Annotated in this window: 21 protein-coding genes, 1 pseudogene and 1 riboswitch; of the genes and pseudogenes, 6 read left to right on the top strand and 16 right to left on the bottom strand. The window is 32.8% G+C overall.

The genetic code is table 11. The annotated features are described in order from the left end of the window. Window positions 1-162: 162 nt before the first annotated feature. Window positions 163-1,398: pseudogene (locus ACFVRR_RS03450) on the top strand (IS110 family RNA-guided transposase). 149 nt (window positions 1,399-1,547) lie between these two features. Here the strand turns inward: ACFVRR_RS03450 and ACFVRR_RS03445 are convergent. The 8 genes from ACFVRR_RS03445 to ACFVRR_RS03410 all read right to left on the bottom strand — a co-directional run bounded on the left by ACFVRR_RS03445 (window position 1,548) and on the right by ACFVRR_RS03410 (window position 9,274). Further along, window positions 1,548-2,267, bottom strand: coding sequence for a nucleotidyltransferase domain-containing protein (locus ACFVRR_RS03445; protein WP_387324648.1), 720 nt, complete (start codon window positions 2,265-2,267; stop codon window positions 1,548-1,550). 292 nt (window positions 2,268-2,559) lie between these two features. Then, complete coding sequence (locus tag ACFVRR_RS03440) at window positions 2,560-3,138, bottom strand: hypothetical protein (protein WP_387324645.1); 579 nt, start codon at window positions 3,136-3,138, stop codon at window positions 2,560-2,562. A gap of 422 nt (window positions 3,139-3,560) precedes the next feature. Continuing rightward, a complete protein-coding gene (hisC, locus tag ACFVRR_RS03435) occupies window positions 3,561-4,643 on the bottom strand; it encodes a histidinol-phosphate transaminase (protein WP_387324642.1) in 1,083 nt (360 codons plus the stop codon). A gap of 174 nt (window positions 4,644-4,817) precedes the next feature. Continuing rightward, a complete protein-coding gene (locus tag ACFVRR_RS03430) occupies window positions 4,818-5,969 on the bottom strand; it encodes a homogentisate 1,2-dioxygenase (protein ID WP_097975378.1) in 1,152 nt (383 codons plus the stop codon). A gap of 10 nt (window positions 5,970-5,979) precedes the next feature. Then, window positions 5,980-6,876 carry a fumarylacetoacetate hydrolase family protein gene (locus tag ACFVRR_RS03425; RefSeq protein ID WP_387324640.1) on the bottom strand — a complete coding sequence of 299 codons (897 nt, stop codon included), beginning with the start codon at window positions 6,874-6,876 and terminating at the stop codon, window positions 5,980-5,982. Between the two features lie 4 nt (window positions 6,877-6,880). Beyond that, window positions 6,881-7,492 carry a flavin reductase family protein gene (locus ACFVRR_RS03420; RefSeq protein WP_069034472.1) on the bottom strand — a complete coding sequence of 204 codons (612 nt, stop codon included), beginning with the start codon at window positions 7,490-7,492 and terminating at the stop codon, window positions 6,881-6,883. 12 nt (window positions 7,493-7,504) lie between these two features. Beyond that, window positions 7,505-8,620 carry a 4-hydroxyphenylpyruvate dioxygenase gene (gene hppD, locus ACFVRR_RS03415; RefSeq protein ID WP_387324636.1) on the bottom strand — a complete coding sequence of 372 codons (1,116 nt, stop codon included), beginning with the start codon at window positions 8,618-8,620 and terminating at the stop codon, window positions 7,505-7,507. 333 nt (window positions 8,621-8,953) lie between these two features. Further along, on the bottom strand, window positions 8,954-9,274 hold the full coding sequence (locus ACFVRR_RS03410; protein ID WP_097975384.1) for a winged helix-turn-helix transcriptional regulator: 321 nt from the start codon (window positions 9,272-9,274) through the stop codon (window positions 8,954-8,956). A gap of 336 nt (window positions 9,275-9,610) precedes the next feature. On the opposite strand from ACFVRR_RS03410, the gene ACFVRR_RS03405 reads away from it, so the two are divergent. Then, window positions 9,611-10,147: a flavodoxin family protein gene (locus tag ACFVRR_RS03405; RefSeq protein WP_387324632.1), complete on the top strand. Its 537-nt coding sequence runs from the start codon at window positions 9,611-9,613 to the stop codon at window positions 10,145-10,147. A gap of 23 nt (window positions 10,148-10,170) precedes the next feature. Then, a complete protein-coding gene (locus ACFVRR_RS03400; RefSeq protein WP_387324629.1) occupies window positions 10,171-11,328 on the top strand; it encodes an iron-containing alcohol dehydrogenase in 1,158 nt (385 codons plus the stop codon). A 417-nt stretch (window positions 11,329-11,745) separates the two neighbouring features. On the opposite strand, the gene ACFVRR_RS03395 is transcribed toward ACFVRR_RS03400, so the two are convergent. Then, window positions 11,746-12,699 carry a carbohydrate kinase family protein gene (locus tag ACFVRR_RS03395; RefSeq protein ID WP_387324626.1) on the bottom strand — a complete coding sequence of 318 codons (954 nt, stop codon included), beginning with the start codon at window positions 12,697-12,699 and terminating at the stop codon, window positions 11,746-11,748. A gap of 184 nt (window positions 12,700-12,883) precedes the next feature. Further along, a riboswitch (PreQ1 riboswitch) is annotated at window positions 12,884-12,928 on the top strand. A gap of 5 nt (window positions 12,929-12,933) precedes the next feature. On the opposite strand from ACFVRR_RS03395, the gene ACFVRR_RS03390 reads away from it, so the two are divergent. Further along, on the top strand, window positions 12,934-13,419 hold the full coding sequence (locus ACFVRR_RS03390) for a QueT transporter family protein (protein WP_387324623.1): 486 nt from the start codon (window positions 12,934-12,936) through the stop codon (window positions 13,417-13,419). A gap of 49 nt (window positions 13,420-13,468) precedes the next feature. Here the strand turns inward: ACFVRR_RS03390 and ACFVRR_RS03385 are convergent, their stop codons facing one another. After that, entirely contained in the window at window positions 13,469-13,846 is a 378-nt protein-coding gene (locus ACFVRR_RS03385; protein ID WP_097975394.1) for a VOC family protein, read from the bottom strand. A gap of 183 nt (window positions 13,847-14,029) precedes the next feature. On the opposite strand from ACFVRR_RS03385, the gene ACFVRR_RS03380 reads away from it, so the two are divergent. Next, window positions 14,030-14,695 carry an O-methyltransferase gene (locus ACFVRR_RS03380; RefSeq protein WP_387324620.1) on the top strand — a complete coding sequence of 222 codons (666 nt, stop codon included), beginning with the start codon at window positions 14,030-14,032 and terminating at the stop codon, window positions 14,693-14,695. A gap of 259 nt (window positions 14,696-14,954) precedes the next feature. Here ACFVRR_RS03380 and ACFVRR_RS03375 read toward each other — a convergent pair whose 3' ends face one another. Continuing rightward, window positions 14,955-15,434 (bottom strand): GyrI-like domain-containing protein, encoded by a 480-nt coding sequence (locus ACFVRR_RS03375; RefSeq protein WP_387324617.1) that lies wholly within the window; start codon window positions 15,432-15,434, stop codon window positions 14,955-14,957. 109 nt (window positions 15,435-15,543) lie between these two features. Here ACFVRR_RS03375 and ACFVRR_RS03370 point away from each other — a divergent pair, with 109 nt between their 5' ends. Then, window positions 15,544-16,506: a helix-turn-helix transcriptional regulator gene (locus ACFVRR_RS03370; protein WP_387324614.1), complete on the top strand. Its 963-nt coding sequence runs from the start codon at window positions 15,544-15,546 to the stop codon at window positions 16,504-16,506. A 470-nt stretch (window positions 16,507-16,976) separates the two neighbouring features. Here ACFVRR_RS03370 and mutL read toward each other — a convergent pair whose 3' ends face one another. The 5 genes from mutL to miaB form a co-directional block, all read right to left on the bottom strand. Then, complete coding sequence (mutL, locus tag ACFVRR_RS03365) at window positions 16,977-18,920, bottom strand: DNA mismatch repair endonuclease MutL (RefSeq protein ID WP_387324611.1); 1,944 nt, start codon at window positions 18,918-18,920, stop codon at window positions 16,977-16,979. A 112-nt stretch (window positions 18,921-19,032) separates the two neighbouring features. Then, entirely contained in the window at window positions 19,033-21,675 is a 2,643-nt protein-coding gene (gene mutS, locus ACFVRR_RS03360) for a DNA mismatch repair protein MutS (protein ID WP_387324609.1), read from the bottom strand. A gap of 160 nt (window positions 21,676-21,835) precedes the next feature. Beyond that, the gene (cotE, locus tag ACFVRR_RS03355) at window positions 21,836-22,381 is read right to left on the bottom strand and encodes an outer spore coat protein CotE (RefSeq protein ID WP_387324606.1); all 546 of its coding nucleotides are present in this window, start codon (window positions 22,379-22,381) and stop codon (window positions 21,836-21,838) included. A gap of 273 nt (window positions 22,382-22,654) precedes the next feature. Beyond that, a complete protein-coding gene (locus ACFVRR_RS03350) occupies window positions 22,655-23,101 on the bottom strand; it encodes a YlbF/YmcA family competence regulator (RefSeq protein WP_387324604.1) in 447 nt (148 codons plus the stop codon). Next, window positions 23,101-24,630 carry a tRNA (N6-isopentenyl adenosine(37)-C2)-methylthiotransferase MiaB gene (gene miaB / locus ACFVRR_RS03345; protein WP_387324602.1) on the bottom strand — a complete coding sequence of 510 codons (1,530 nt, stop codon included), beginning with the start codon at window positions 24,628-24,630 and terminating at the stop codon, window positions 23,101-23,103. The genes ACFVRR_RS03350 and miaB overlap by 1 nt, the downstream gene beginning before the upstream one ends. Window positions 24,631-24,703 lie beyond the last annotated feature (73 nt).

The following is a 24,703-nucleotide window of genomic DNA, read 5'->3' as shown; positions in this document are numbered from 1 at the left end:
TAAGTAGTCGGGGCAGAACGAGGCACTCGTGGGGCTTAGACCCCGTCAACTAAACAGTTCACCCCCTACTTATAGAAACATGCTTTGGGCTGGTTGGGACAAAGATCCCGCATAACAAGCGAACCTATGACACTATAAGGGAGTTTTAGGAGGAGATAGTTTATGAATCCAGTAGTTGGTCTGGATGTCGCAAAAGGAGAAAGTCAAATACAAGCTTTTTTAGATAGAAAGACTCCTTTTAAAAGAAGTTTTAAGATTTTACATACAGTTGAAGGATTTGAACAGCTACTTCAATTCTTAAAGAGTATCGAAGAAATAGCGAACACAAAACCAGTATTGAATAATGGAATCAACAGGGCATTACCATTCTCCAGTTATGCAGTTCTTAGATAGCCTAAATTATATTTACATCGTTATTAATCCATTAATCTCTTATCGTGCTAAAAGCTCGAGTTTAAGAAAAGTAAAGACTGATGTCTTCGATGCGTACCACCTCTGCGAGCTGTATTACAAAGAAGAGTTAGAGCCACATAAAAAACGTGGTGCACAGTTACTGAACCTACGAAATTTAACGAGACAGCACGAGCATTTAACGGGAATTAGTTCACAGGCAAAACTACATTTTTTAGCGATTTTAGATCAAGTGTTTCCTGAATATCGAGGTGTATTTGGAGATTTGTATTCTAATGTTTCGCTCTTAACTTTACTAGAGTTTCCCTCATCTGAGGCTGTGTTACAAGCAGGTGAAGAACAGCTAGCTAAACGAATCGCATCTTTATGTACTAGTCGTTCTAAACAATGGGCAAACGAAAGAGCTAAGCTTTTAATAATTGCGGCTGAAAAAAATCCGTTTCAAGTAAATCTTTATAGAAGCCTTATTATTTCGCTTGAAATGCATATTAAAATGGTTCTTCAATACAAAGAACATCTATCCAATTTAAAATCAGAGATAGATGTCCTCGTAAAAGAAATTGAAGAATATACTATCAACCAATCGATTACAGGTATCGGAAAAAAATCGCGGCAACGATTATCTCTGAAATTGGTGAAATTGATCGGTTTGATAATCCTAAAAAACTTGTGGCTTTCACTGGAGTTGATCCAAGTGTCTTTGAATCTGGTAAATTCACAGCCAGTAGAAACCGAATTACAAAACGTGGTTCGAGTCGCTTGAGACATGCGCTATTCATGGCTGTTCGGTGTGCAATTCGTGATAATCGTAAGAGTAAGACAACAGACGAAATTATCCCAAGAAATAAACGAATGCGACAATTTTACGATTAAAAGCGCCAGGAAGGAAAAACATTTAGAGTAACAGTTATTGCTTGTGTAAACAAACTATTACATTGGATTTATGCCCTGTTAAAAAGCAAAACCAATTTCCAAGATCTAGCTTAAAATCTGAACCAACTTCAATTATCATAATCTTCCAATTTTGAATAAGTGGAAGATTATTTGGCATGTCAAAAATAGTATAACATGAGTCACAAAATTTTTTTATTGAAAATTATTGACAAACTATTAGCTGGTTTAGTTACATAAGGTATTTACTTTTTACCCGATGAAAAACCGTCAAATAATCGTCCTCCAAAGGGTTGCAATATATTCTCTACTAATTGAATAACTTGATTTTTATCACTGGTCTTATAAAAATTATCAAAAGCCTCTACAAAATGATTTGCAAATTCTTCATCATAATGTCTTAATGAACGAACTACCCATTTCGATGTACCAATCCATTTACAGTTTGTTCTCAATAGGAATTCGCTTACCAGTTCAGCAAGTGTATTAGCAATAAATATTTCTTCTGCTCTATTAGAGCAACCAATAAAATCGTCCAATGCATCCGTAATAAAATATCGTTTTGTTATTATCGTTTCTTCTGACCATTCTTCTGGTCCCTTATCTAATATCTTATTAGCATCTTTTTTTATAGAGTCAATTATTCCATCATCTTTTAGGATTATTCCTTCTGAAACCATTCTTTGCAAAGAAGGTGTCGCTCTTTTAAAATCAATTTCAAAAAACCTCTTATAAGAAGTTAGGTTATGTACAAATACCTCGATAGCCCAACCAAAATCTATAAATGACTCTCTATAAGCTGAAGTTAGATTTCTATCAAAAATAATAATATCAAGATCAGATGTTTTTGTTCCCTCACCTCGTACTACACTTCCAGCTAATAAAGCTCCTTGACAGTTTGGAAAATACTTTTTAATAAACTGATGTGCTGTATCGATTGGGTTTAATTTATTCAAATCTCCCATTACATTCACCCCTGAATAACAACTTTCTTAAGTTTGATTATTTCTATATTAAACAAAAAATTCCTTTATAAAGTTCCGTTCTTTATTGAACTATTCTGCCATTTTCTTCAATAAAAAAACGAGCCATTTTTGTGACTCGTGATCTTCAACTATCGCATGCGTTCGACAACGTAGTAACAAGAACTTCCAATTTCAAACCATCTTTTCTTAAGATTCAATATTTAAATCTTTAACTTTAACAAAACCAAATCAATTTACTCTTGGAAAAATTCATTTTATGTAATCCTTCCACCTATTTAGTAAATTTAGCCCTAAGTAAATATACAACTTTATAGTCTTTTATTTCCTTAATATGGTTATTCACATCTCTATAAAAATCATCAGTAAGTGAATTCATATGATTTCCATTTTTATAACAAATAAAGCTAGCTAAAACTATATTATTTTTAAACGGATTGTTTACTATATGGGGGCCTCTCCAAGTACAAACGCCTTCTAATTCATCATTAATAATTGTTCGGTTGCTTTCACGACCATTAATACCAAGAATAAATACAGATTGATTTTGATTATTAAGTGTTTTAGATGTTGCAAAGATAATTGTACCATCATCTTTAATTTCAGAAGTAATGTGATTTATCTTTTTTCCGACTAATTTACCAAATTCATATTTTTCAACCCAAACAGATAATTGTTTGTAACTACTTTCAACATTGAAGTCATAAACAAAAGAAACATCCGATGTTGTTGAAAGTATTTCCGATTCTCTATTTGTCAAATTAGCTTCAGAAATAGTATTTTGATCATTAGTACATGCACTCAAAGAAAATACTAGAAAAATTAATATTGTTGTGAATATAATCTTTTTCATTATTTCCTCCCAACTCGCACTCTCTTATTACTCCTTATTCTACATATTTATATTCTACTTAAAGTACTTAATACCTTGTTCAACTAATCTGACATTTAGCCACCCATGCTGCGCAAGCGCTGCACCACAGCGAATGAAAATTAATTGGATTTGTCAATACTGATACTGACTTTATCCAGTCAACTGTAATCACTAGACTTTTTAGTTAAGCTCTCCTCTTTTTTTTAACGATTGAGCAGGGTTTTCTTAAGTATTGTCATTTTGTTAAATCAGAACTAACTTATTTTCATGGTAGTTCAACAAGCTCGCATATTACATTCCTGTTTAGCGACTTTTAATAAAGCTTGTCTTCACCCCATTTCCGTTATATAAAGATAAAACAAAAAAATCGTCATTCTTAAAAATGACGATTTTCCAATTAATTAGATTGTAGAAGTATTTTTCGTTAATGCCGGCTTTAAATGTAAGATTAGTCCTTCATTTTCAGCAGCAGTTCCGATTGTAATTCGAATTCCATTAGGGAATGCACGGATAATGTATCCTTTTGATTCTAGATCTTTAAAGATTTCTTGACTATTTTCAAGTGGAACAAATATAAAGTTTGCTTGAGATGGGTAGAATTCGATTCCATAGCTGTTGAAAAGCTCTTCGTATTGTTCCATGCCTTTTTTATTTTGTTCAACACAGTTTTTAATAAAGACTTGGTCTTCAAGTGCTGCTATTGCTGCTACTTGAGATAGCATTGAAGTGTTAAATGGTAGTCTAGCGATATTTAATTCTTGAATTAATTTGCTATTTGCGATTCCGTAACCAATTCGGAAAGATGCTAGGCCGTATGCTTTTGAAAATGTTCTTAATACGATTAGATTTTCAAATTTATTTAGTAATGAGATTGTATCAGGGAAATCTGATGCTGATACATATTCCACGTAAGCTTCGTCAACAACTACAAAAGTTGAGCTTGGTACTTTTTCTAAAAACTCGACTAATTTGCGGCTTCCAATATATGTACCTGTTGGGTTATTTGGATTACAAATCCAAACAATTTTAGTATTCGCGTCTATTTGTTCAAGCATAGCATCTAAATTGTGTACACCTTTCACTAAAGGTACAGGTCTAACTTCAGCACCTTCAATAACTGCGTGATGAGCATATTGTGAAAAAGTTTGTGATGCTTGTACAATATTATGTTCTTTTGTAAGCAACGCTCGACTAATCATTTGAATAACTTCGTCAGCACCACTTCCGAATATTAATTGATCCGGCTGTATATTTAGAAAGTTTGCTAATTTCTTACTAATTTCTTCTGTCGCTCCATCTGGATAAATCGCAAACTTACTTACTACATTACGTAGTTCTTCAAAAACTTTAGGAGAACATCCGAATGGATTTTCATTTGATGCAAGTTTTACTACTTTGTCTAGACCATATTCACGCATGACTACTTCACTTGGTTTTCCTGGTGTGTATGCTTGAAGAGTCAAAATTTGTGGTTTCACGTACATGCTTATTTCTCCTTTTATTCAAAGTTTTGTATAATGTTGTCAGTTTATCATATTATTAAGCTGTTAATCTAGTACTATTTTCAAGAATATTTCAAATTATCTAGTTCCATAATACCTGCGTTATCTTGAGCATAGCTTGTTTCAAATTCAAATAAAAAGTAGAATCAAAAGACTCTACTTTTCAATCCAACTACCCATATAAGCTGGATCTTCATATTGATGTGCTTCTTTTACTACGTAAAGTGGTCTAAATGTATCAATCATAACTGCTAGTTCTAATGTTTCTTTCTTTCCAATACTGCCTTCAGTTTTACCTGGATGTGGTCCATGTGGAATACCTGATGGATGTAATGTAATAGACTCTTGTTCGATCCCTTTTCTACTCATAAAGTTTCCTTCTACATAGTAAAGGACTTCATCACTGTTTACATTACTGTGTACATAAGGCGCTGGAATTGCTTCAGGATGATAATCATACATCCTTGGTACAAATGAGCACACTACAAAATTATGTCCTTCGAATGTTTGATGTACTGGTGGTGGCTGATGAATTCTTCCTGTAATCGGTTCGAAATCTTCAATATTAAATGCCCATGGATATAAATACCCATCCCAACCTACTACATCAAATGGATGATGTGTTAAGACATGTTTATATAGGTTTCCTCTTGCTCTAGTTAGAACAGTAAATTCACCTTTTTCATCATATGTCTCTAATGTTTCTGGTCCTCTAAAATCACGTTCGCAAAATGGGCTATGCTCAAGCATTTGGCCATATTCATTGCGATAACGTCTTGGCGTTGTTAATTGGCTATTTGACTCAACAATTAAAAACTTCGTATCATCATTTGGAACTACTTTGTAAATTGTTCCAATAGGGATCATGATATAATCCCCTTTACGGTAAGTAATTGTTCCAAACATTGTTTGGATTTCACCTGAACCGTAATGGACGAAGAACATTTCATCTCCTTCACCATTTCGATAAAAATGCTTGCTTTCTTCCGTTACGTTAGCAACTGCAATTAACAGATCAGAATTACCTAAAACGTATACTCTTCCTTCTAAAGCATCACCTGTACGCTCTAAATTGTTTGTACGAATATGGCGGTGTTGCAGGGATGTTTGTTCTTCAAATTCGATTTGAAGTGATTTATAAAATGATGTTTCACTAACGGATGTAGGCATATGGTTATGATATAAAATAGATTGAGTACCTGAAAATCCTTTTGTTCCCATTACCTGCTCTCTGTATAATGATCCATCTTCTTTACGAAATTGAATATGTCTTTTCTTTGGAATCTTACCTAGACTACGATAATACACACGCTTCCCCTCACTTTCTTACAGTATTTCGTAATGTACCTAAACCTGTAATGCTTAACTCAACAACGTCTCCATCTTCTAACCAGCGATGTTTTTCTTCACCCAGTTCTAAAATACAACCTGTTCCAACAGTTCCGGATCCAATCACATCACCTGGATAGAGTGTTACATTTTTTGAAGCATGAGAAATTAATTCTGGAACGGAATAATAAATTGAAGAAAAGTTGCCACTAGAAATGACTTTTCCATTAACTGCAGCTGTCATCTTCAAATCATAGCTTTTACCTGTTCTAAATTTCTCAATTTCATCTTTCGTTACAATGCAAGGTCCTAAAGAAGTAGCAAAATCCTTACCTTTTGATGGACCTAAGCCAACCTTTACTTCATGTGCTTGAATATCTCTAGCACTCCAGTCATTCAAAATTGTATAGCCAAGAATATAATCATCGGCTTCTTCAACTGGGATATCTTTACCTTCTTTACCGATAATACAAGCGATTTCTAATTCAAAATCCATCTTTTTGCAATTAGTTGGAATACTGACATGATCCTCAGGTCCAATAACCGCTCGATGATTCGTAAAATAGAAAACTGGTACGTCATACCACTCAGGTATCATCTCTAGACCTCTTCTGCCGCGAGCAGTTTTCACATGCTCCTCAAAGGCATAAAAGTCACGAATACTTTGTGGTTTTGGTAATGGTGCTCGCAATTGAACGGAAGAAAGTGGAATACCTTCTCCTGTTATTTCTGCTATTTCATTTTTATATAAATCATAGTTTTCTAGAATTGTTAGTAAATCCGCTGGAATTCGGCCATTACTAGCTTTATTTAGATCAATTACTTGATCTTCAACTAATAAACCTGCACGCTCATTACCATCATATTGAAAAGTTATAAATTTCATACCTTCACCTTTTTCTTTCAATTGCAAAAGTATCAGAGATAGCACGAGTGTAAGAATGACCAGCAAGGCGACCGACTGGATTTAGCTTTTCAGTATTGATTTTGCCATCTGCATATAATTCATCATTTATATGAACATTAACGACTTTACCAATTACTAAACTTCCAGCACCTTTGTTCTCACCAAAATGTAGTAGCTCATGAAGCTCACATTCTAGTCCTACTAAACTTTCTTTTACTCGAGGAACTTGCACAGTTGTTCCATCCACTTTTGTAAGCCCAACTTGTTCAAATTCATCTACTCCATATGGAAAATCTGCAGCAGCATTATTAACTTGTTCGCAAATTTCTTCACTTACAATATTAATAATAAATCGTTTCGTCTGTTCAATATTTTTTAATGTGTCTTTTTTCTCGCCGTCTGTACCTCTGATCATTGGTGCAAAGCACACTAACATCGGGTCAGCACAAATCGCTGTAAAGAAACTAAAAGGTGCAACATTCGCTACACCTTCTGAGTTTACAGTTGAAACAAAAGCAATCGGACGAGGCAACACTGAACCAATTAACAGCTTATAAGCATCTTGCCATGGTAAAGTATCCGGTCTAATTTCCATTGTTACAACTCCTTATAGATTTCCTCGAAGTTCTTGCTCGCGCTCGATTGATTCGAATAATGCTTTAAAGTTACCATCACCGAATCCTCTAGCACCTTTACGTTGAATAATTTCAATAAATAAAGTTGGTCGGTCAACGATAGGACGAGTGAAAATTTGTAATAAATACCCTTCATCATCACGGTCAACTAAAATCTTTAATTCTCTTAATTTCTCAATATCTTCATCAATTTTTCCAACGCGCTCTGTTAACATATCATAGTACGTATCTGGTGTTTTTAAGAATTCTACACCTAAAGCTCTAAGCTTAGTAACTGTATCAACAATATCTTCAGTTAATAAAGCAATATGTTGTACGCCTGGTCCATTGTTATAGTCTAAGTACTCTTGAATTTGTGATTTCTTTTTACCTTCAGCTGGTTCATTAATTGGGAATTTAATTCTGCTTCCATTTGTCATAACTTTTGACATTAATGCAGAATACTCAGTACTAATATCGTCATCATCAAAATGGATCATTGATTGGAATCCCATTACATTTTCATAATAAGAAACCCATTCTTCCATTCTTTCAACGTTACCAACTACATGGTCTAATGCGATTAGTCCTGTTTCATTTACAGGAATTGTGAAAGCACGATCTTTATATCCTGGTAAGAAAGGACCATTGTAATCGCCTTTTTCAATTAATGTGTGAATTGTATCACCATAAGTTCCGATTACAGCTTTTTTAACTGTTCCATACTCATCGCTAACTTCAGTTGGAGGTATAATTTTAATTGCTCCACGGCTTACTGCACCTTGATACGCTGCTTCGATATCATCTACTAATAAAGCGATATCTTTAACACCATCGCCATGTTTTTTAATGAAGTCAGCAATTTTAGAATCTTCTTTTAAAGTTCCAGTAATAACTAGACGGATCGTACCATTTTTTAATACGTAAGAAACTTTATCACGTACTTTTGTTTCTAAACCAGAGTATGCTACTGGTGTAAATCCAAAAGTGTTTGCGAAGAAATAAGCTGTTTGTTTCGCATTCCCTACATATAATTCTAAATGATGCACATCTGATACTGGAAAAACATCATAGCTTGTATTTGTTTGTTTTAATTCATCTTGTTTCATTTTAATTTCCCCCTATAAATTACGATTTTTGTAAAGAAAAGAAAAAACTATGTAAGAGCGTTAAGTAAACGCTTACAAAACAAATAAACCGCATAAAAAAAATTCTTAACAAGGATGACAATTCGCCAAGAATACCATTTAGAAATATATGGGAATTTCCCTAACGAACACACAACCTTTACTACTATATTAATGTAATCATCGTTTTATGAATCGATTTTACATTTATATAGTAGTCTCTAAATAAATATTTCTACACTTCTTTTTAAATTCCTTCAAAAAATTTTAAATTTAATAAATTTTTTGTCGTTTCTTAATTTTATAACGATCGTATTAATTCGTTTTGCTTTTCTTTATATGATTTCCGCCCCATGCACATAAGAGATCCAAAATTGGTTTCATTGATTTACCATATTCATTTAATTCGTATTCCACTTTAGGTGGGATTTGATCATAAGCAATACGATTAATTAGACCATCTGCCTCTAACTCTCTTAATTGCTGTGTCAACATTTTTTGAGTTATTTTAGGCATCAGTTTTCTAAGCTCATTCGTTCTTTTTTTACCAGTTTCTAAATGGCAAAGTATGATACATTTCCACTTACCACCTATTACCTCAATCGCTGCTTCAATCGGCATATTATATTCTTTCATATATCCTCCATCATTGTTAATTACTATTTAATTAAAATTAAAGTTATTTTACTCAACTTTTTTAGTACAAATGAAAACTTCAAAATCACCATATATTGTAGATATATAACTATTGTCCTAACAATGATTTTGCAGTCAACAGTAAATGTTCATAAAATATAGCATACAAATAATTTATAGTTCAAATATTTATCAGTTATAAAAAGCCCAAATTTAGTTCTATAGACTTAGTTGATCCAAAAAGTTTTATAGGCACTTTTTAGTACGTACTTTATTTTAAGATCGTTATCATTCATAATTACAAACATAATTTATTCAAAAAGGAGTGGAAACAATATGTTTATCATTCATGGTAGTTCTAGGGAAAACGGAAATACAGAGCAACTAACAAATCTCATTACAAAAGATGTTGCCAAGACGGAGGTACAATTACGTCATAAACATATAAAGGCGATTAACGACCAAAGACATGAGCCAAATGGCTTCCAACCAATTGATGATGATTACGAGGAAATTGTTAGAGAAATGCTAGAGCATGATACGATTATTTTTTCAACACCTTTATATTGGTATGGAATGAGTGGATACATGAAAAACTTTATTGATCGTTGGTCTCAAAGTCTTCGTAATAAAGATCTACAATTCGCTGAAAAAATGAAAAACAAAAAAATGTATGTCGTAATTGTTGGTGGCGATCAGCCAAAAATTAAAGCACTACCATTAATTTTACAATTTAAACATATTTTCGAATTTGTTGGAGCAACACTTGAAGGACATATTATTGGAACCGGAAATTCACCTGGAGCAATATTAGAAGATCAATTAGCCATTCAGCAAGCCCAATTGCTAAATACAACACTAAAAAATAAGTAAGTACAACTAGAAGGAGCAAGACCTTGATTCCATTTTTACAACATAACCCAACTAAATTATGGTTTGGGAAAAATCAAATTGAACAATTAGCAAATGAAGTACAAGAATATCATCGTATACTTGTCATTTATGGTGGCGGTAGTATTAAAAAAAATGGCGTATATGATGACGTAATGAACCAACTAAGTGGTAAAACGATTTTTGAGCTTTCTGGCGTTGAACCAAACCCGAGACTAACAACTGTGCAAAAAGGAATTCAAATTTGTAGAGATAACAAAATTGATTTTATTGTAGCAGTAGGCGGCGGCAGTGTAATCGATTGTGTTAAAGCAATCGCAATTGGCGTTCCATTCGAAGGAGATGTGTGGGATCTTATTACTAGAAAATCCCAACCAACAAGTGCAACTCCTTTTGGTACTGTTTTAACTTTAGCAGCAACTGGATCAGAAATGAACTGTACATCGGTCATCTCTAATATGGAAGTAAATGAAAAAAGAGGATGGAGTAACCCATTCGTTTTTCCTAAATTTTCAATTTTAGACCCTACTTATACATTCTCGGTACCAATCGATCAAACAATCTATGGAATTGTTGATATTATGTCACATGCATTAGAGCAATATTTCCACCGTGCTAGCAATACACCTATGATTGACCGCTTTATCGAAAGTTTATTAATTACTGTAATCGAAGCTGGTGGAAAGCTTGTTAAGGATTTAGAAAACTATGAATTACGTGAAACAATTATGTACGCTGGAACAACAGCCTTTAATGATACGTTATTAAACGGTACAGATGGCGGCGACTGGGCATCACATCAGATTGAACATGCAGTATCTGCCATTTACGATATTCCACATGGCGGTGGATTGGCAATCATATTCCCGAACTGGTTAAGTCACTGCTTAGACTATGATCCAAGCAGAATTAAAATGCTAGCAACAAATGTTTTTGGAATTTCTGAAGAAGGAAAAACAACAAAGCAAGTTGCAGAAGAAGGGATCCAAGCACTAAGAAGTTTTTGGAACTCAATCGGTGCACCAAACCGTTTAGCAGATTATCAAATTGACGACTCACGTCTAGACGAGTTAGTAGAAAAATCATTCGTAAAACCAGTAGTTGGTGGTTACAAAATTTTGGATAAAGAAAGTGCACGAGATATTTTAGTTCGTTCTCTTTAATGATGGAAAGAACCTTGTATTAAGCGAGGTTCTTTCTTCAGTATGTGTGTGATAGTTGATCTTTATTGTTCTGAACCAATACCCTTTTGGTTCGATTTATTAAGTTTTTTGATTACGATCTGCTGTTTTATATTTTTCGGAGGTCTCTTGTTGGCTTATTTGTAGTTATATTGGTTTTAAATGCTGTTTTGCTAATTTTATTTGCAGTTCATATTTATTTGCAGTTTCACAGACTTTAATTACACCTATCCATGATTTTATTGGCGACTTCACTGACCATATATGCACTCACTAATTTTCTTTACACTTAGCTTCAATAATTATATTTGCAATTTCAAATCTAGCTGCTACTTCCCTAAATTTACTGGCAATTTTCTAATCAAAAACAAAAAAAAGAACCCACTAATAGGTTCTCAATTAAAATTGCATTTCTACCCAATTAAGTTCATTAATATGGTGATCTACAACGTTACAACACATATTCGGGTTAATCGTATCGACATGTGAAATTGTAATAGAAGACATTGAAACCGAATATTTAACTGTATCAACAATGCTCATATTATTCATATAGCCATATCCGATCCCAGCAACTAAAGCATCTCCCGCTCCTGTTACATTCACGACTGAAACTCCATCGGCTTGGATAATACCTTCTTCTATTCCATTATTATAATATATTCCTTCTGCATCTAAACTAATGAAAACATTTGTTACGCCTAATTCTCTAAAATATCGGCCAGCTTTTCGTACATCTTCAACTGATGTAATTTCATTTCCCCATAGCACTTCAGCTTCATGACGGTTTGGTTTAATCGTATGAAAATATTGAATATAATCTCTTATTTTTGAAGCTTTTGAAGCAGAAACTGGATCTAAAATAAATTTTGTTTCATTATGGAAATTTGTTAATAAATAAGCCAAAATATTTGGATTATCCGCGTCAACTACCATATATTCAGCATTTCGAATAACCTCTGTTTTGGAGTCTATAAACTCCTTTGTAAAATTGTTTGTGATATCTAAATCTACTACTGCAGAGACCATTTCTCCGCTTTCATTTAAAATAGCTAAATAGGTTGGGGTAGATTCACCTTTAATAATTAACGTGTCTTCCATATCTATGTTCATATTTTTTGCGTGATTTAACATGTTGATTCCATTGATATCATCACCAATGACTGATATAAACTTTGTATTTAAGTTGATCTTTGCCATATTTTCTGCAATATTACGGCAAACACCACCAAACGATACTTTCACACTGCCTGGATTTGAATCATATGGACGATAATTTTTTTTCGTAAACCCGATAATATCACATATCGAAACACCAAATACTAATATATATGGATTAGAAGGAATTGTCATTTTGTCAGTCCTTTCATTTTAAACTGAAAGAAAAATAAATTGTTTTGATTAACTAATTATACCAGTATAATATATTTTTTATAAAGTATTTTTTTGAACTTATTTTCATAATTAAATTCTTTTTTATTATTGACTAAAATTTTTTTTAAGTATAATATTTATTCTTACGTTTAAAAAATATATTTTTTACGTGGTTCGAGAACCTCCCACGAAAAAAAACTAAGGAGAAACAAAATGAAGTTAAAGACAATTACTGTTAATGGAGTATTTGCTGCACTTTATATTGCAGTTACGTACTTTATTCAACCGTTCGGGTTTACGAATGTACAGTTTCGTGTATCCGAAATTTTTAACCACTTAGTCGTATTTAATAAAAAGTACATATATGGAGTAGTTTTAGGAGTAATATTAGCTAATTTTTTCTTTTCTCCAATAATGGCATATGATTTAGTCTTTGGTGTTGGTCAATCGATTATTTCATTATTAATTACAATTGCAACGTCAAAATTTATAAAAGGTATTATACCGAGAATGATTGTTAACACGGTTGTATTTACGATTACTATGTTCTTAATCGCAATCGAATTAAAACTAGCATTTCATTTACCTTTCCCTATGACTTATTTAACTACAGCCATTGGTGAATTTGTAGTGATGGTTATTGGTATACCGATTATGTACTATTTAAATAAACGAGTAAAATTCGAACATCTTATTTAAGTAAAAAAGAGTTGTTTCTCTAAATGGAAACAACTCTTTTTCTTATGTATTATTTGTCTTCTCTTAATAAATAATCATTACCATCTTGATCGTAGAAATTAAACATTGAACCGTATGGCATTTTCATCAGATCATCAACTTTTACGCCATTTTGTTTCATTTTTTCATAAGCAGCTTCAATATCCGTTGTGCTAAAAAGTACAGATGGATGAGCTATTTTTTCTGGTTTAAATTGTTCCATCGAAGGTTTTGAGTATAGAACTAAAGTAGTAAATTCACTTTCGCTTGGACCTACTTCGATCCATTTAGCATCTGGTCCCATTGGCATTTCTATTTTTAGAACAAACCCCATCTTATTAATCCAAAAATCTTTTGCTTGCTCTTGATCTTCTACATAAACAGTAACTTTACCGATTTTATTAATCATTTAAAAATCTCCTCTACTCGTTAATTTTACTACCTACTTATTTTAGCAAACACAATTCTGCAAAACAAACCGAATAAGTATGAATTTTCACTTCATGTGTATGACTTTTTTCCTGTAGAAGCATTTTTATCAAACAATACCATATACTTTTTTGAAACAGTACAAAGTAAGGGGGAAATAATCTTGACTAATAACATTATTTGGAACGATGTTGATGAATATTTATTCGAAAAACTAATTCCGAATGATCCTATCTTAGAAAATGTATTAATTGCAAATGATCAAGCCGGTTTACCTAGTATTGATGTGTCTCCAACTCAAGGTAAATTACTTTATCTATTAGCAAAAATTAAAGGCGCTAAAAACATTTTAGAAATCGGTACTTTAGGTGGATACAGTAGTATTTGGTTATCTCGTGCACTTCCCGAAGATGTAAAATTAACAACCTTAGAAATTAGCCATGAGTATGCAAAAGTTGCCAAACAAAATATCATAAAAGCAAATTTGCAAGAAAAAGTAGAAATTATTATAGGAAAAGCGTTAGATACATTACCAACATTAAAAGAATCGAAGCCTTTATTTGATTTCGTATTTATCGATGCCGATAAACCAAATAATCCTCACTATTTAAATTGGGCATTAAAATTAGCAAGTCCAGGCGCTTTAATTATTGTAGATAATGTCGTTCGAAACGGAGAGGTAATTTATGAGACGAGTCAAGATGAAAGTGTCAAGGGTGTACGTCAATTAATGGATCTATTAGCTGCTGACCCTCGTATTGACACTACAGCAATTCAGACTGTTGGATTAAAAGGATATGATGGTTTTGTTATTGGAGTTGTTAAGTAACATCACAAAATTAACTTTCTTGATATGGGGTTATTTAGCTCTTGGAAAAATATTTCGAGTCCTGGAGAGTACTAAATTTAATTGAATTGGATGGTAAACAAGCAAAAAAGAAGTATGAACAATAAGTAACCGGCCATACTTCTTTACTATTTAATCGTAATAATTGCAGCTTACGGTTGTATAATCCACAGGAGGGGAAGTCTCTAAATCTACCGTAGAAACATTTTTGAAATCATCGATAATTACTTCCCCTTTTTCATTATTTTTTCACAACAGGAATCCACATTTCTCCAAAGACTAAGCCGTTTCGATTTCCCATAATAACCGCTGCGTTTGGCCCACCAACATAAGCAAAATCCTTTACTTCTGGTAATACTTGACCAAAGGCGATGCCAGTAAGATTATTACACAATTCATCAGCTGTATTCCCTTCTCCTTCTACAACTAGGTATTCTCCTTTAGGGAATTGAATATCTCTAGATTCCTCAGGAACTGTTGCATCTGTCATGACTCCAGCATAATGCATCATCTTATTATTTACAGCTTCGTTCACAGAAAAAATATAGTCATTTGTAGCTATGGCTTTTAAAGCGTTTAATCTACCATCTTCTTTAATAGCCCCCCAGAAGTGTTCCTTTTCTTTGTTGATCCCTACATAATCTGTATAATCGCTTTTAAGTTCAATTCCAATTCCTAAAACTCTAAAACTGTCTTTTTCTTCTAATTTATAATTTGTCATATTAAAAACCTTCCTTTTTTAAAATTTATCAAGCGATTTATTTCATCAGCTGATACGTTTATAATAAACTTAAATCATGTCAAAAAATGATACTGTTTAGGAGATACAGATGAAAAAAGTTGAACGTATTAATATCATCATGCGATATATAAACAATCGTGCTAAGTTTACAATCTCAGAAATCATGCAAGAATTTAACATCTCCCGTTCAACTGCTTTAAGAGATGTCAAAGAAATTGAAGCGATGGGAATGCCTCTTGTCGCTGAAGTTGGAAGAGATGGGGGTTATTTTGTTCTAAACAACTCTGTCCTCCCAACTGTTCGCTTTACAGATAATGAAATAAAAGCGCTATTTATTGCATTTATGGCCACAAGAAATAAACAACTTCCTTATCTAAAAAGTCGTCAATCTTTAACAGAAAAATTACTTGGTCTGATCACTGAAAATCAACAAGATGAACTTGTTCATTTAAATCAAATATTGCTTTTTGAAGGGACCAATCCAAAAAATCCCGACTTACTTGATCTATCAGACTTACCTCATCCAATGTTAGAAAAACTAATCCAAGCCCTACTATTGGATACTTGTTTATTGATTACCGTCAAAGAAGAGTTTGCATCCATTTCTTATCCGATTTATCTTTTGCATCTATATCATGACAAAGGCTTTTGGCTAATTGAAGGTTTTGACTTGGTGGATGAAAAGAAAAAGATTTTTCCTGTCGATCATCTTATTGATGTCATACCACACCATACAAAAAAAAGATTAAGTAAAAGAATAGTTCTAGAAAAACTGAGTAAACAAGAAGAAGAAATTAATCTTATCGTTGAACTTGGTCCGATCGCGATTGCTCAGTTTAAAAAATACCATCCTTTAAAAGTCTCAATTTCCTATACAAATCCATACCAATCCACAGCCATTCTAAAAACTTATATAAATGTTAAAAATTCTGGAGAATTAACCGAGTTTACGAATTGGCTTCTATATTTAGGTGAAGATATCAAGGTAAAGAAAATTCCAGAAGATGTCTTAGAAAGTTTGCAAAAAAGAATAAACTTATTCTGCCCATAAGCAGTATCGTTGAAAATATTTGTGGTAGGCAATACTATTAAGAATGCCCATTTTTTAACTTTTGTATCATAATGCTTAAAAACTACGAACTGCAAATAAAGTCTGAAAATCGCAAATAAATATAGCTAAACTACAATTTAAAAAACAGATAATCGCAATTAAAATTAGTGAAACTGCAATTAAATTTCGAAGAATCGCAAATAAAGTAAAAAATCACCTATGCCAGTTAAGGTATTCCGACCTGAAACTAGCTACTTTCAATTAGAAAATTTGCCAATACGCTCTACTTCATACTAATCGAATAAAAAACAGATATAACTCTGCTAAAATTTATAAAAAGAATCAATTTCAAACAAATGCGGAGAGCTTCAGAAATACCTCTCACTACCTTATTAAAATTAGCAAATAAAAAAAGTGCTGTAGTCCCATATTCAGTTAACCTGATTCATGGGACTACAGCACTTTTAAAATTACATAACACGCTTAAACATTTTCTCTAACTCATATGAACTAAAATGGATAACGATTGGTCGACCGTGAGGACATGTAAATGGATTACTTGATTTTCTCAACGATTCTAATAGATTAAAAATTTCATCGTTTGTTATATATTGATTTGCTTTTATTGACGCCTTACAGCTCATCATAATCGCTTTTTCTTCACGCAGTTTTTTTATATTAATTGTTCCGCGTTTTAACAGTTCTTGAATCATTTCATCAATTAATGTATCCTCTTGGCCTTCTGGAAACCAATTTGGATGTTCACGAATGACATAACTATTCAATCCGAACTTCTCGATAAATAATCCAACTTCTTGAAGTTCATCTTGGTATTGGTCTAATAAAATAGCTTGCTCAGGTGAAACATCAAATGTGATTGGAATTAATAAAGTTTGTAGTTCTGATGCAACTTCCCCAATTTTTTCCTTAAAATATTCATAGTAAACACGTTCCTGTGCGGCATGTTGATCAATTAAATATAATCCTTTTTCATTTTGAGCAATAATATACGTCCCGTGCATTTGCCCGATTGGATATAAAGGAGGTAGTTGGTCTATATTTTGCTCATCATATACTTCTTCGTTCACAATGACTGTTTCTTCTATATTTGATTGGTCGTCTTCATTTACAATATTTGAATATCCTACGTCTTTTTTAGATTCATGTTTTTCAAAATAAAGACTCTCATAATCGGTTGGAGTTGATGAATCAAATTGAGTAAATGAATCAAATTCAGTTGTATTTTCTTCCTTTATTGTTTCATTAGTCTCATTGGAATAATTCGAATTAGTAGTAAAAGGATCTTGAAGCGAGAATGGTAATTTTTTTTCTACGTCTTCTTTTATAGAAGAATGATCGAACGAAAATGTTGATTGTTCACTAAATATTTTTTCCTTTGGAACTGTTGACTTTATTTCTGGAATTAGGGAACGACCTCTAAAAACTTTTTTTATACTTTCGGTTATTAATGTAAATAATTGATCCTCTTTACTAAAACGAACTTCTTGTTTAGTTGGATGAACATTTACATCGACTAATTGAGGGTCCATTTTAATAAATAACGAAACGATTGGAAAACGGCCAATTGGTAGCAAAGTATGATAGCCTTCGCTAATTGATTTGTTTACGCCATAGTGTTTTACATATCTTCCATTTACATAAAGTGAAATATAGTTTCTAGTTGCTCGTGTATATTCAGGCATAGATAAGTAGCCTTCAATTTGAAAGTCTAATGACTCGCCTTTAAAATGAACCATGTTTTTTGCAATTTGTAGACCGTATAATGATGCAAGAATCTGTCTTGCGTCGCCATTTCCATTACTACGGAACATTAATTTATCATTATGTTTCAAATCAAAAGCGATTTGTGGATTTGCTAATGCCAATCGATAGACAACGTCTGTCACATTACTTAATTCTGTTTGAACTGTTCTCATATATTTTAATCTTGCTGGTGTATTAAAAAATAAATTTGAAACTTCAATACTTGTCCCTTTTGATTTAGCAATTTCTTTTTGGGATTGCAATACGCCACCTTTTAAAATTGTTTCAATTCCAGGTCCGTCTTCAGTTGATGTTTTTACTGTAACATAACTAACAGATGCAATACTCGGTAATGCTTCACCTCGGAAGCCTAATGTACGTATTCGAAACAAGTCATTCTCATCTTTTATTTTACTAGTTGCATGGCGCTCAAATGCAAGTATACTATCTTCCTTTGTCATCCCTTCGCCATTATCACTTACAAAAATTCGTGAGAGTCCACCGTCGTTAATTTCGACTGTAATACGTGTACTAATCGCATCAATTGCATTCTCAAGTAATTCCTTTACAACTGATGCAGGACGTTCTACAACTTCACCTGCAGCTATTTGATTGGCTAAAATCTCATCTAACTTCTGTATCTTTGACATTAGTGAACCTCCTCTCTAAATAAATGCACTAATCAATAAAAAAAGGTATAGTACATTAAGCTATTATCATAATTTTAATTATTAATAAAAAGAAAGGCCAATTGGCCTTCTTTTATTTTTTAACTTGCTTTTGAAGTTCATATAATAAATTAAATGCTTCCATAGGATTTAATTCTAGTATGTTTATTCCTTTTAATTGATCAATGACAGGATGGTTTTTAACAACTTCTTTAGCCACCGGTTGATGATCGTCAAATAAGCTTAACTGAGATTCAGCATCCTCTATGTCGGTTGTTTGAACAATTTCTTTTTTCGGTACTTGAATCGTTACAATCTCTTTTTCTGTATTTTCAATTCCTTCTTTAACATAGGAATGATTATTTGATTCTAAATCATTTAATAATTCTTTTGCTCTACTGATTACATCTTTTGGAAGATTTGCTAATTCGGCAACGTGGATACCGTAGCTTTGATCCGCTGCACCTTCAAAGATTTTATGAAGGAATAATACTTTTCCATCTTGCTCTTTTGCTGCAACGTGAATATTTTTCAAAAACTTAAGTTGATTAGCTAATACCGTCAATTCATGATAGTGAGTAGAAAAAAGCGTTTTTGCTCCAATATGATCATGTATATATTCAATCATTGCTTGTGCTAAAGCCATTCCATCATATGTTGAAGTTCCTCTACCAATTTCATCAAATAAGATTAAACTTTTTTCTGTTGCATTCGTGATTGCATAATTAGCTTCTAACATTTCAACCATAAATGTACTCTGCCCAGAAATTAAATCATCTGCAGCACCAATTCTCGTAAATATTTGGTCAAAAATAGGTAATTTCGCGTATTCAGCAGGTACATAGCAACCAATTTGAGCTAATATACTGATTAATGCAACTTGTTTCATATACGTACTTTTACCAGCCATATTAGGTCCTGTAATTAAAAATTGATGAGTATCAACATCGAAATTCGTATCATTCGGAATATACTCTGAACCTAGAAGTACCTTTTCAACTACTGGGTGTCTTCCATTCTTCACGATATATTCTCTTTCCTCAGTGAATGCTGGTCTTACATATCCATTTTTTTCACTAACTACAGAAAAACTTTGTAAAACGTCAATTTGACTAATTACTTGTCCTAATGTTTGAAGTCTAGATAAATATTGTTTTACTTGTTCTCGAATTGAAATAAATAACTCATATTCCAATCCAATCATTTTTTCTTCAGCTTCAAGAATCATTGTTTCTTTTTCTTTTAGCTCTTCAGTAATAAAGCGTTCTGCATTCGCTAACGTTTGTTTACGTTCGTAACGACCTTCAGGTATTTGACTAATATTTGATCTAGTTACCTCGATAAAGTAGCCGAAGATTCGATTGTATCCAATTTTTAAGGACTTAATCCCCGTAATTTCTCTTTCTCTTTGTTCTAATTCCATTAGCCAATTTTTACCGTTCTTACTAACGAATCGATATTCATCTAATGTTTTATGAAAGCCATCTTTAATAATGTTTCCTTCTTTAATAGATAAAGGTGCATCTTCAATAATTGCATTCTCTAAAAGAATTTGAAGCTCTTCACATGGATCGATTTGATTAATTAGTTCATCTATCGTTTCATGACTGATTGATTTTAAAGCATGAATAATTGAAGGTATTGTTTGAAGTGAACGTTTTAATTGTAATAAATCTCTTGCATTTACATTACCAAATGAGACTTTACCAGCTAAACGCTCTAAATCATAGACTTCTTTTAATAATTCCTTCAGGTCTTCACGAATAAAATAGTTTTCCATTAACAATTCCACAATCGTCAAACGATGCTCGATTTGTTTCGTACTTACTAGTGGACGTTGAATCCATTTTTTTAGTAATCGTCCACCCATCGCTGTTTTCGTTTCATCTAATAACCAATTCAAAGAACCTTGTTTGTTTTTTGAACGTTGTGTTTCAACTAATTCAAGATTTCTCATCGAATACATGTCCATGTTTAAAAAATCATGTTGATGAATAACGACTATTTCTTGAAGATGAGAAAGTGTTCGTTTTTGTGTTCTCGATAAATAATTTAATAATCTTGCAGCAGTAGCTTTTAAACTAGCTTGATCAATTGATTTTACAACATTTGTAAACTCCTCTGATAAACGATCGTTCTCCTCGAAAGAAACGGTAATTGAAAAGCTTTTTTCTAATGTTTGAATCGCTTTAGAAGAAAAATCTTCATTTACAACAACTTCTTTTGTGCCAGTTGCTGCAATTTTTAAAACTGCTTCTTCAATTGAACCACTAAGTAATAAAGCATTGCCCTCACCAGTCGTCAAATCGATCCAAGCTAAAGCATATGAACTTGGCGTTACTTCTGATAATGTTGAGATATAATGATTTTGCTTTTCATCAATCGATCTACCCTCCATTTGCGTCCCTGGAGTAATCAGCTGAACAACCTCTCTTCGAACTACTCCTTTTGCGACCGTTGGATCTTCGACTTGTTCACAAATAGCTACTTTATATCCTTTTTCAACTAATTGTTCTATATATCCAGCCGCAGAATGGAATGGTACTCCACACATTGGAATTCGTTCTTCAGTTCCTCCTGCTCGACCGGTTAAAGTAATTTCTAAAACTTGTGATGCCTTAATTGCATCCTCAAAAAACATTTCATAAAAATCCCCAAGTCTAAAAAACAAAAATGCATCTTGGTAATTTTTCTTTATATTTAAATATTGCTCAATCATTGGCGTATAAGTTGCCATTCTATCCTCTCCATCAAAAAACATTCTTCGCATATTATATCACATTTTGCGAAAAGGCTTAGAAAGTTCGAAAGTTAAGAAAAAGAAAACTTTTGATTGATTGGACAATAAAATCTTTATAAAATAAAAAAGCTAGGAAGTATCACCTTCCTAGCCTAGCTTACTCTTCTTCGCCCTCTAAAACAAAATCTGGATCTAAATCTTCAAACTCATCATCTACATCAAAGAACTCGTCATCGTCGTTTACACCATGTGGTGCAACAAGTACGACAATTTTCGTTTCACCTACAACTTCAACTAATACTTCTTTCTCTACAGTTACAATAAATCGATTTCCATTTGGAGAAATAATTGCATCTAAACAATTTGGATGTTTTAATGATCTAGCAATCACTTCACAATCTTCGCCAGTAAAGTTTTCATCTCTGTGTCTTAACTTTACTACTTCAGTATACTTAACAGACTCAGGAACTACTTCTGTTTTCGTATTGTCACCATAGGAGTACCAAATATTAATATCATATTTTCCAGATACTTCTACTCCATCTTTACATTTTTTTGCATCATATACATGGTTTATAACCCAGCAGCCTAAAATACTTGATGGAGTATGATTTGGTGTAATTGTATGTGTGACTTTGTTATATTTCTTGCCTCTTCCTACGACTGCCTTCGTTATAATCTCTCTATGTTCGCGTTCAGACATAGGTGTGACCCTCCTCGTTCCATTTTCATTTCATTCTATGCGTGACATATGCGGAATGTGTTAATGACATGAAAATTCTTTTATACAAGTTAAAAAAACATGTGATGATAAATTGTATGACGACAGCCCAATAAAGTTGACTCTAAATTGAAGAATTTAAAAAATAAACATAAAAATTATGATATTTAGGCTATTTAGTAATTACTTTATTAGCTATTCATAAAAAAAAGACTCGGGGCAGCAAAATTAATTGCTTCCTTGAGTCTTTTTTTATTAATGGTTGCAGCTATCTGTTTTGCAAGCATCCGGTCCATGTGCTACTTTAGAACCTGTCTCACCGCTTAATAAGTTACCACCTGTTGACTTAATGATTTCGTCTGTCACACCATTTGAGATCGTGTGAGCGATTAATTGAAGTAAATCATTAACTTCTACTTGAGAAGATTGAAACTCTTGTACAACTGGAATTGTTTCAAGTTTTTCATTTAATTCATCAAGCTCTTGTTCAACTTTTTTAAGTGCTTCTTTCTTGCCCCAGTGCTCTAAATTAACTGCTTGTTTTTGTAATGACTTAATTTCTTCAATATAAGCTCTTACAGCTTCACTCTCGTTAATTTGCGCTTCAGCACGTTTAAAAAAGTCTACTTCTTCAGTTTCAGAAATCATTACTGCTAATTCTTTTGCACGTTCAACGATATCAGTTTTTGTATATTTTCCCATTATAGCACCTCTACTGTTTCTTCTACTAATTCTCCATCTAATGACCATGTTTTAGCTTTTGTAACTTTTACTTTAACAATTTGACCAACGATTGATTTAGGACCTCTAAAGTTTACAAGTTTATTATAAGGAGTATACCCAGCTAGTACATCAGGGTTTTTCTTGCTTTCTCCCTCTACTAATACATCAAGTACTTGGCCTTCAAAACGTTTATTAAATTCAGCAGATTTTTCATTTACAAGAGTGTTAAGTCGTTGTAATCTTTCCTTTTTCACACTCTCTGGTACATTATCTACCATTTTTGCAGCCGGTGTCCCTTCACGTGGTGAATAAATGAATGTAAATGCTAAATCAAAACCAACTTCTTCATATAATGTCATCGTTTCTTCGAATTGCTCATCCGTTTCATTTGGGAATCCAACAATGATATCTGTTGTAAATGAAATTTGTGGCATTGCAGTTTTTAATTTTTTTACAAGTTCTAAGTATTGTTCACGATCATATTTACGTGACATTAGTTTTAGAACTTCAGAGCTACCAGATTGAACTGGTAAATGAATATGTGGCATTAAGTTGCCACCTTTTGCTAATACTTCTATTAAATGATCATCAAAATCACGTGGATGACTTGTTGTAAAACGAACACGTGGGATGCCAATTTTACGAATTTCATCCATTAAATGACCTAACCCATAATTACCATCATCTAAGTCTTTACCATAAGCATTAACATTTTGACCTAATAAAGTAACTTCTTTATAGCCCAGTCTAGCTAATTCACGTACTTCATTGATGATATCCTCTGGTTGACGACTACGTTCTTTACCGCGTGTGTAAGGAACAATACAGTACGTACAAAATTTATCACAACCATACATAATATTAACCCAAGCTTTAATTTCTCCACGACGTACTTTTGGAAGGTTCTCGATTACATCCCCTTCTTTTGACCATACTTCAATAACCATTTCTTTACTAAACATCGCTTCTTGAATAATAAATGGTAATCTATGAATATTATGTGTACCAAATACCATATCTATAAATGAATGTTTTTGTAAGATTCGATTAACAACTGCTTCTTCTTGAGACATACAACCACAAATTCCAATTAATAGATCTGGTCTTTGAAGTTTTAACGGTTTTAAGTGACCAATTTCACCAAACACTTTATTTTCAGCATTTTCTCGAATTGCACATGTGTTTAATAGAATAATATCAGCATCATCAACTGATGTAGCTACTTCATAACCCATCGTCGTTAGAATACCTGCCATAACTTCTGTGTCATGTTCATTCATTTGACAGCCATAAGTACGGATTAAGAATTTCTTACCTACACCTGAATTTCTCATTTCTTCAGGAATTTCGAAACCACGATCATAAGTAACTTCTTCTTTACCACGACGCTTTGCATCAGCCAAAGATGGAGCTTGGTAAACTTTTTCAAAATATTTACTATAATCTTTATCGTTTTTATCTTTTGAATTATTTATATTAGTGCCTTGAAGGCGTTGTTGTTCATTCATGAAACAATCTCCTTTCTTCTCGAGCGTCCACACATTACTTAAGTATATAACGTTATTCTACAATATACAATGT

This window comes from Gottfriedia sp. NPDC057948 (assembly GCF_042887255.1).
In the GTDB taxonomy this organism is placed as follows: domain Bacteria; phylum Bacillota; class Bacilli; order Bacillales; family Bacillaceae_G; genus Gottfriedia.
This window is presented reverse-complemented; position numbering and strand designations above follow the sequence as displayed.

What these genes read in the sequence shown, in the direction of transcription:
- ACFVRR_RS03370 (WP_387324614.1), top strand. Translation starts at nt 15,544, where the DNA reads ATGAAAAAAGTTGAACGTATTAATATCATCATGCGATATATAAACAAT.
- ACFVRR_RS03420 (WP_069034472.1), bottom strand. Translation starts at nt 7,492, where the DNA reads ATGGAAATTAGACCGGATACTTTACCATGGCAAGATGCTTATAAGCTG.
- mutL (WP_387324611.1), bottom strand. Translation starts at nt 18,920, where the DNA reads ATGTCAAAGATACAGAAGTTAGATGAGATTTTAGCCAATCAAATAGCT.
- ACFVRR_RS03410 (WP_097975384.1), bottom strand. Translation starts at nt 9,274, where the DNA reads ATGAAAGAATATAATATGCCGATTGAAGCAGCGATTGAGGTAATAGGT.
- ACFVRR_RS03350 (WP_387324604.1), bottom strand. Translation starts at nt 23,101, where the DNA reads ATGGGAAAATATACAAAAACTGATATCGTTGAACGTGCAAAAGAATTA.
- ACFVRR_RS03390 (WP_387324623.1), top strand. Translation starts at nt 12,934, where the DNA reads ATGAAGTTAAAGACAATTACTGTTAATGGAGTATTTGCTGCACTTTAT.
- mutS (WP_387324609.1), bottom strand. Translation starts at nt 21,675, where the DNA reads ATGGCAACTTATACGCCAATGATTGAGCAATATTTAAATATAAAGAAA.
- ACFVRR_RS03445 (WP_387324648.1), bottom strand. Translation starts at nt 2,267, where the DNA reads ATGGGAGATTTGAATAAATTAAACCCAATCGATACAGCACATCAGTTT.
- ACFVRR_RS03440 (WP_387324645.1), bottom strand. Translation starts at nt 3,138, where the DNA reads ATGAAAAAGATTATATTCACAACAATATTAATTTTTCTAGTATTTTCT.
- ACFVRR_RS03405 (WP_387324632.1), top strand. Translation starts at nt 9,611, where the DNA reads ATGTTTATCATTCATGGTAGTTCTAGGGAAAACGGAAATACAGAGCAA.
- miaB (WP_387324602.1), bottom strand. Translation starts at nt 24,630, where the DNA reads ATGAATGAACAACAACGCCTTCAAGGCACTAATATAAATAATTCAAAA.
- hppD (WP_387324636.1), bottom strand. Translation starts at nt 8,620, where the DNA reads ATGAAACAAGATGAATTAAAACAAACAAATACAAGCTATGATGTTTTT.
- hisC (WP_387324642.1), bottom strand. Translation starts at nt 4,643, where the DNA reads ATGTACGTGAAACCACAAATTTTGACTCTTCAAGCATACACACCAGGA.
- ACFVRR_RS03385 (WP_097975394.1), bottom strand. Translation starts at nt 13,846, where the DNA reads ATGATTAATAAAATCGGTAAAGTTACTGTTTATGTAGAAGATCAAGAG.
- ACFVRR_RS03395 (WP_387324626.1), bottom strand. Translation starts at nt 12,699, where the DNA reads ATGACAATTCCTTCTAATCCATATATATTAGTATTTGGTGTTTCGATA.
- ACFVRR_RS03425 (WP_387324640.1), bottom strand. Translation starts at nt 6,876, where the DNA reads ATGAAATTTATAACTTTTCAATATGATGGTAATGAGCGTGCAGGTTTA.
- cotE (WP_387324606.1), bottom strand. Translation starts at nt 22,381, where the DNA reads ATGTCTGAACGCGAACATAGAGAGATTATAACGAAGGCAGTCGTAGGA.
- ACFVRR_RS03375 (WP_387324617.1), bottom strand. Translation starts at nt 15,434, where the DNA reads ATGACAAATTATAAATTAGAAGAAAAAGACAGTTTTAGAGTTTTAGGA.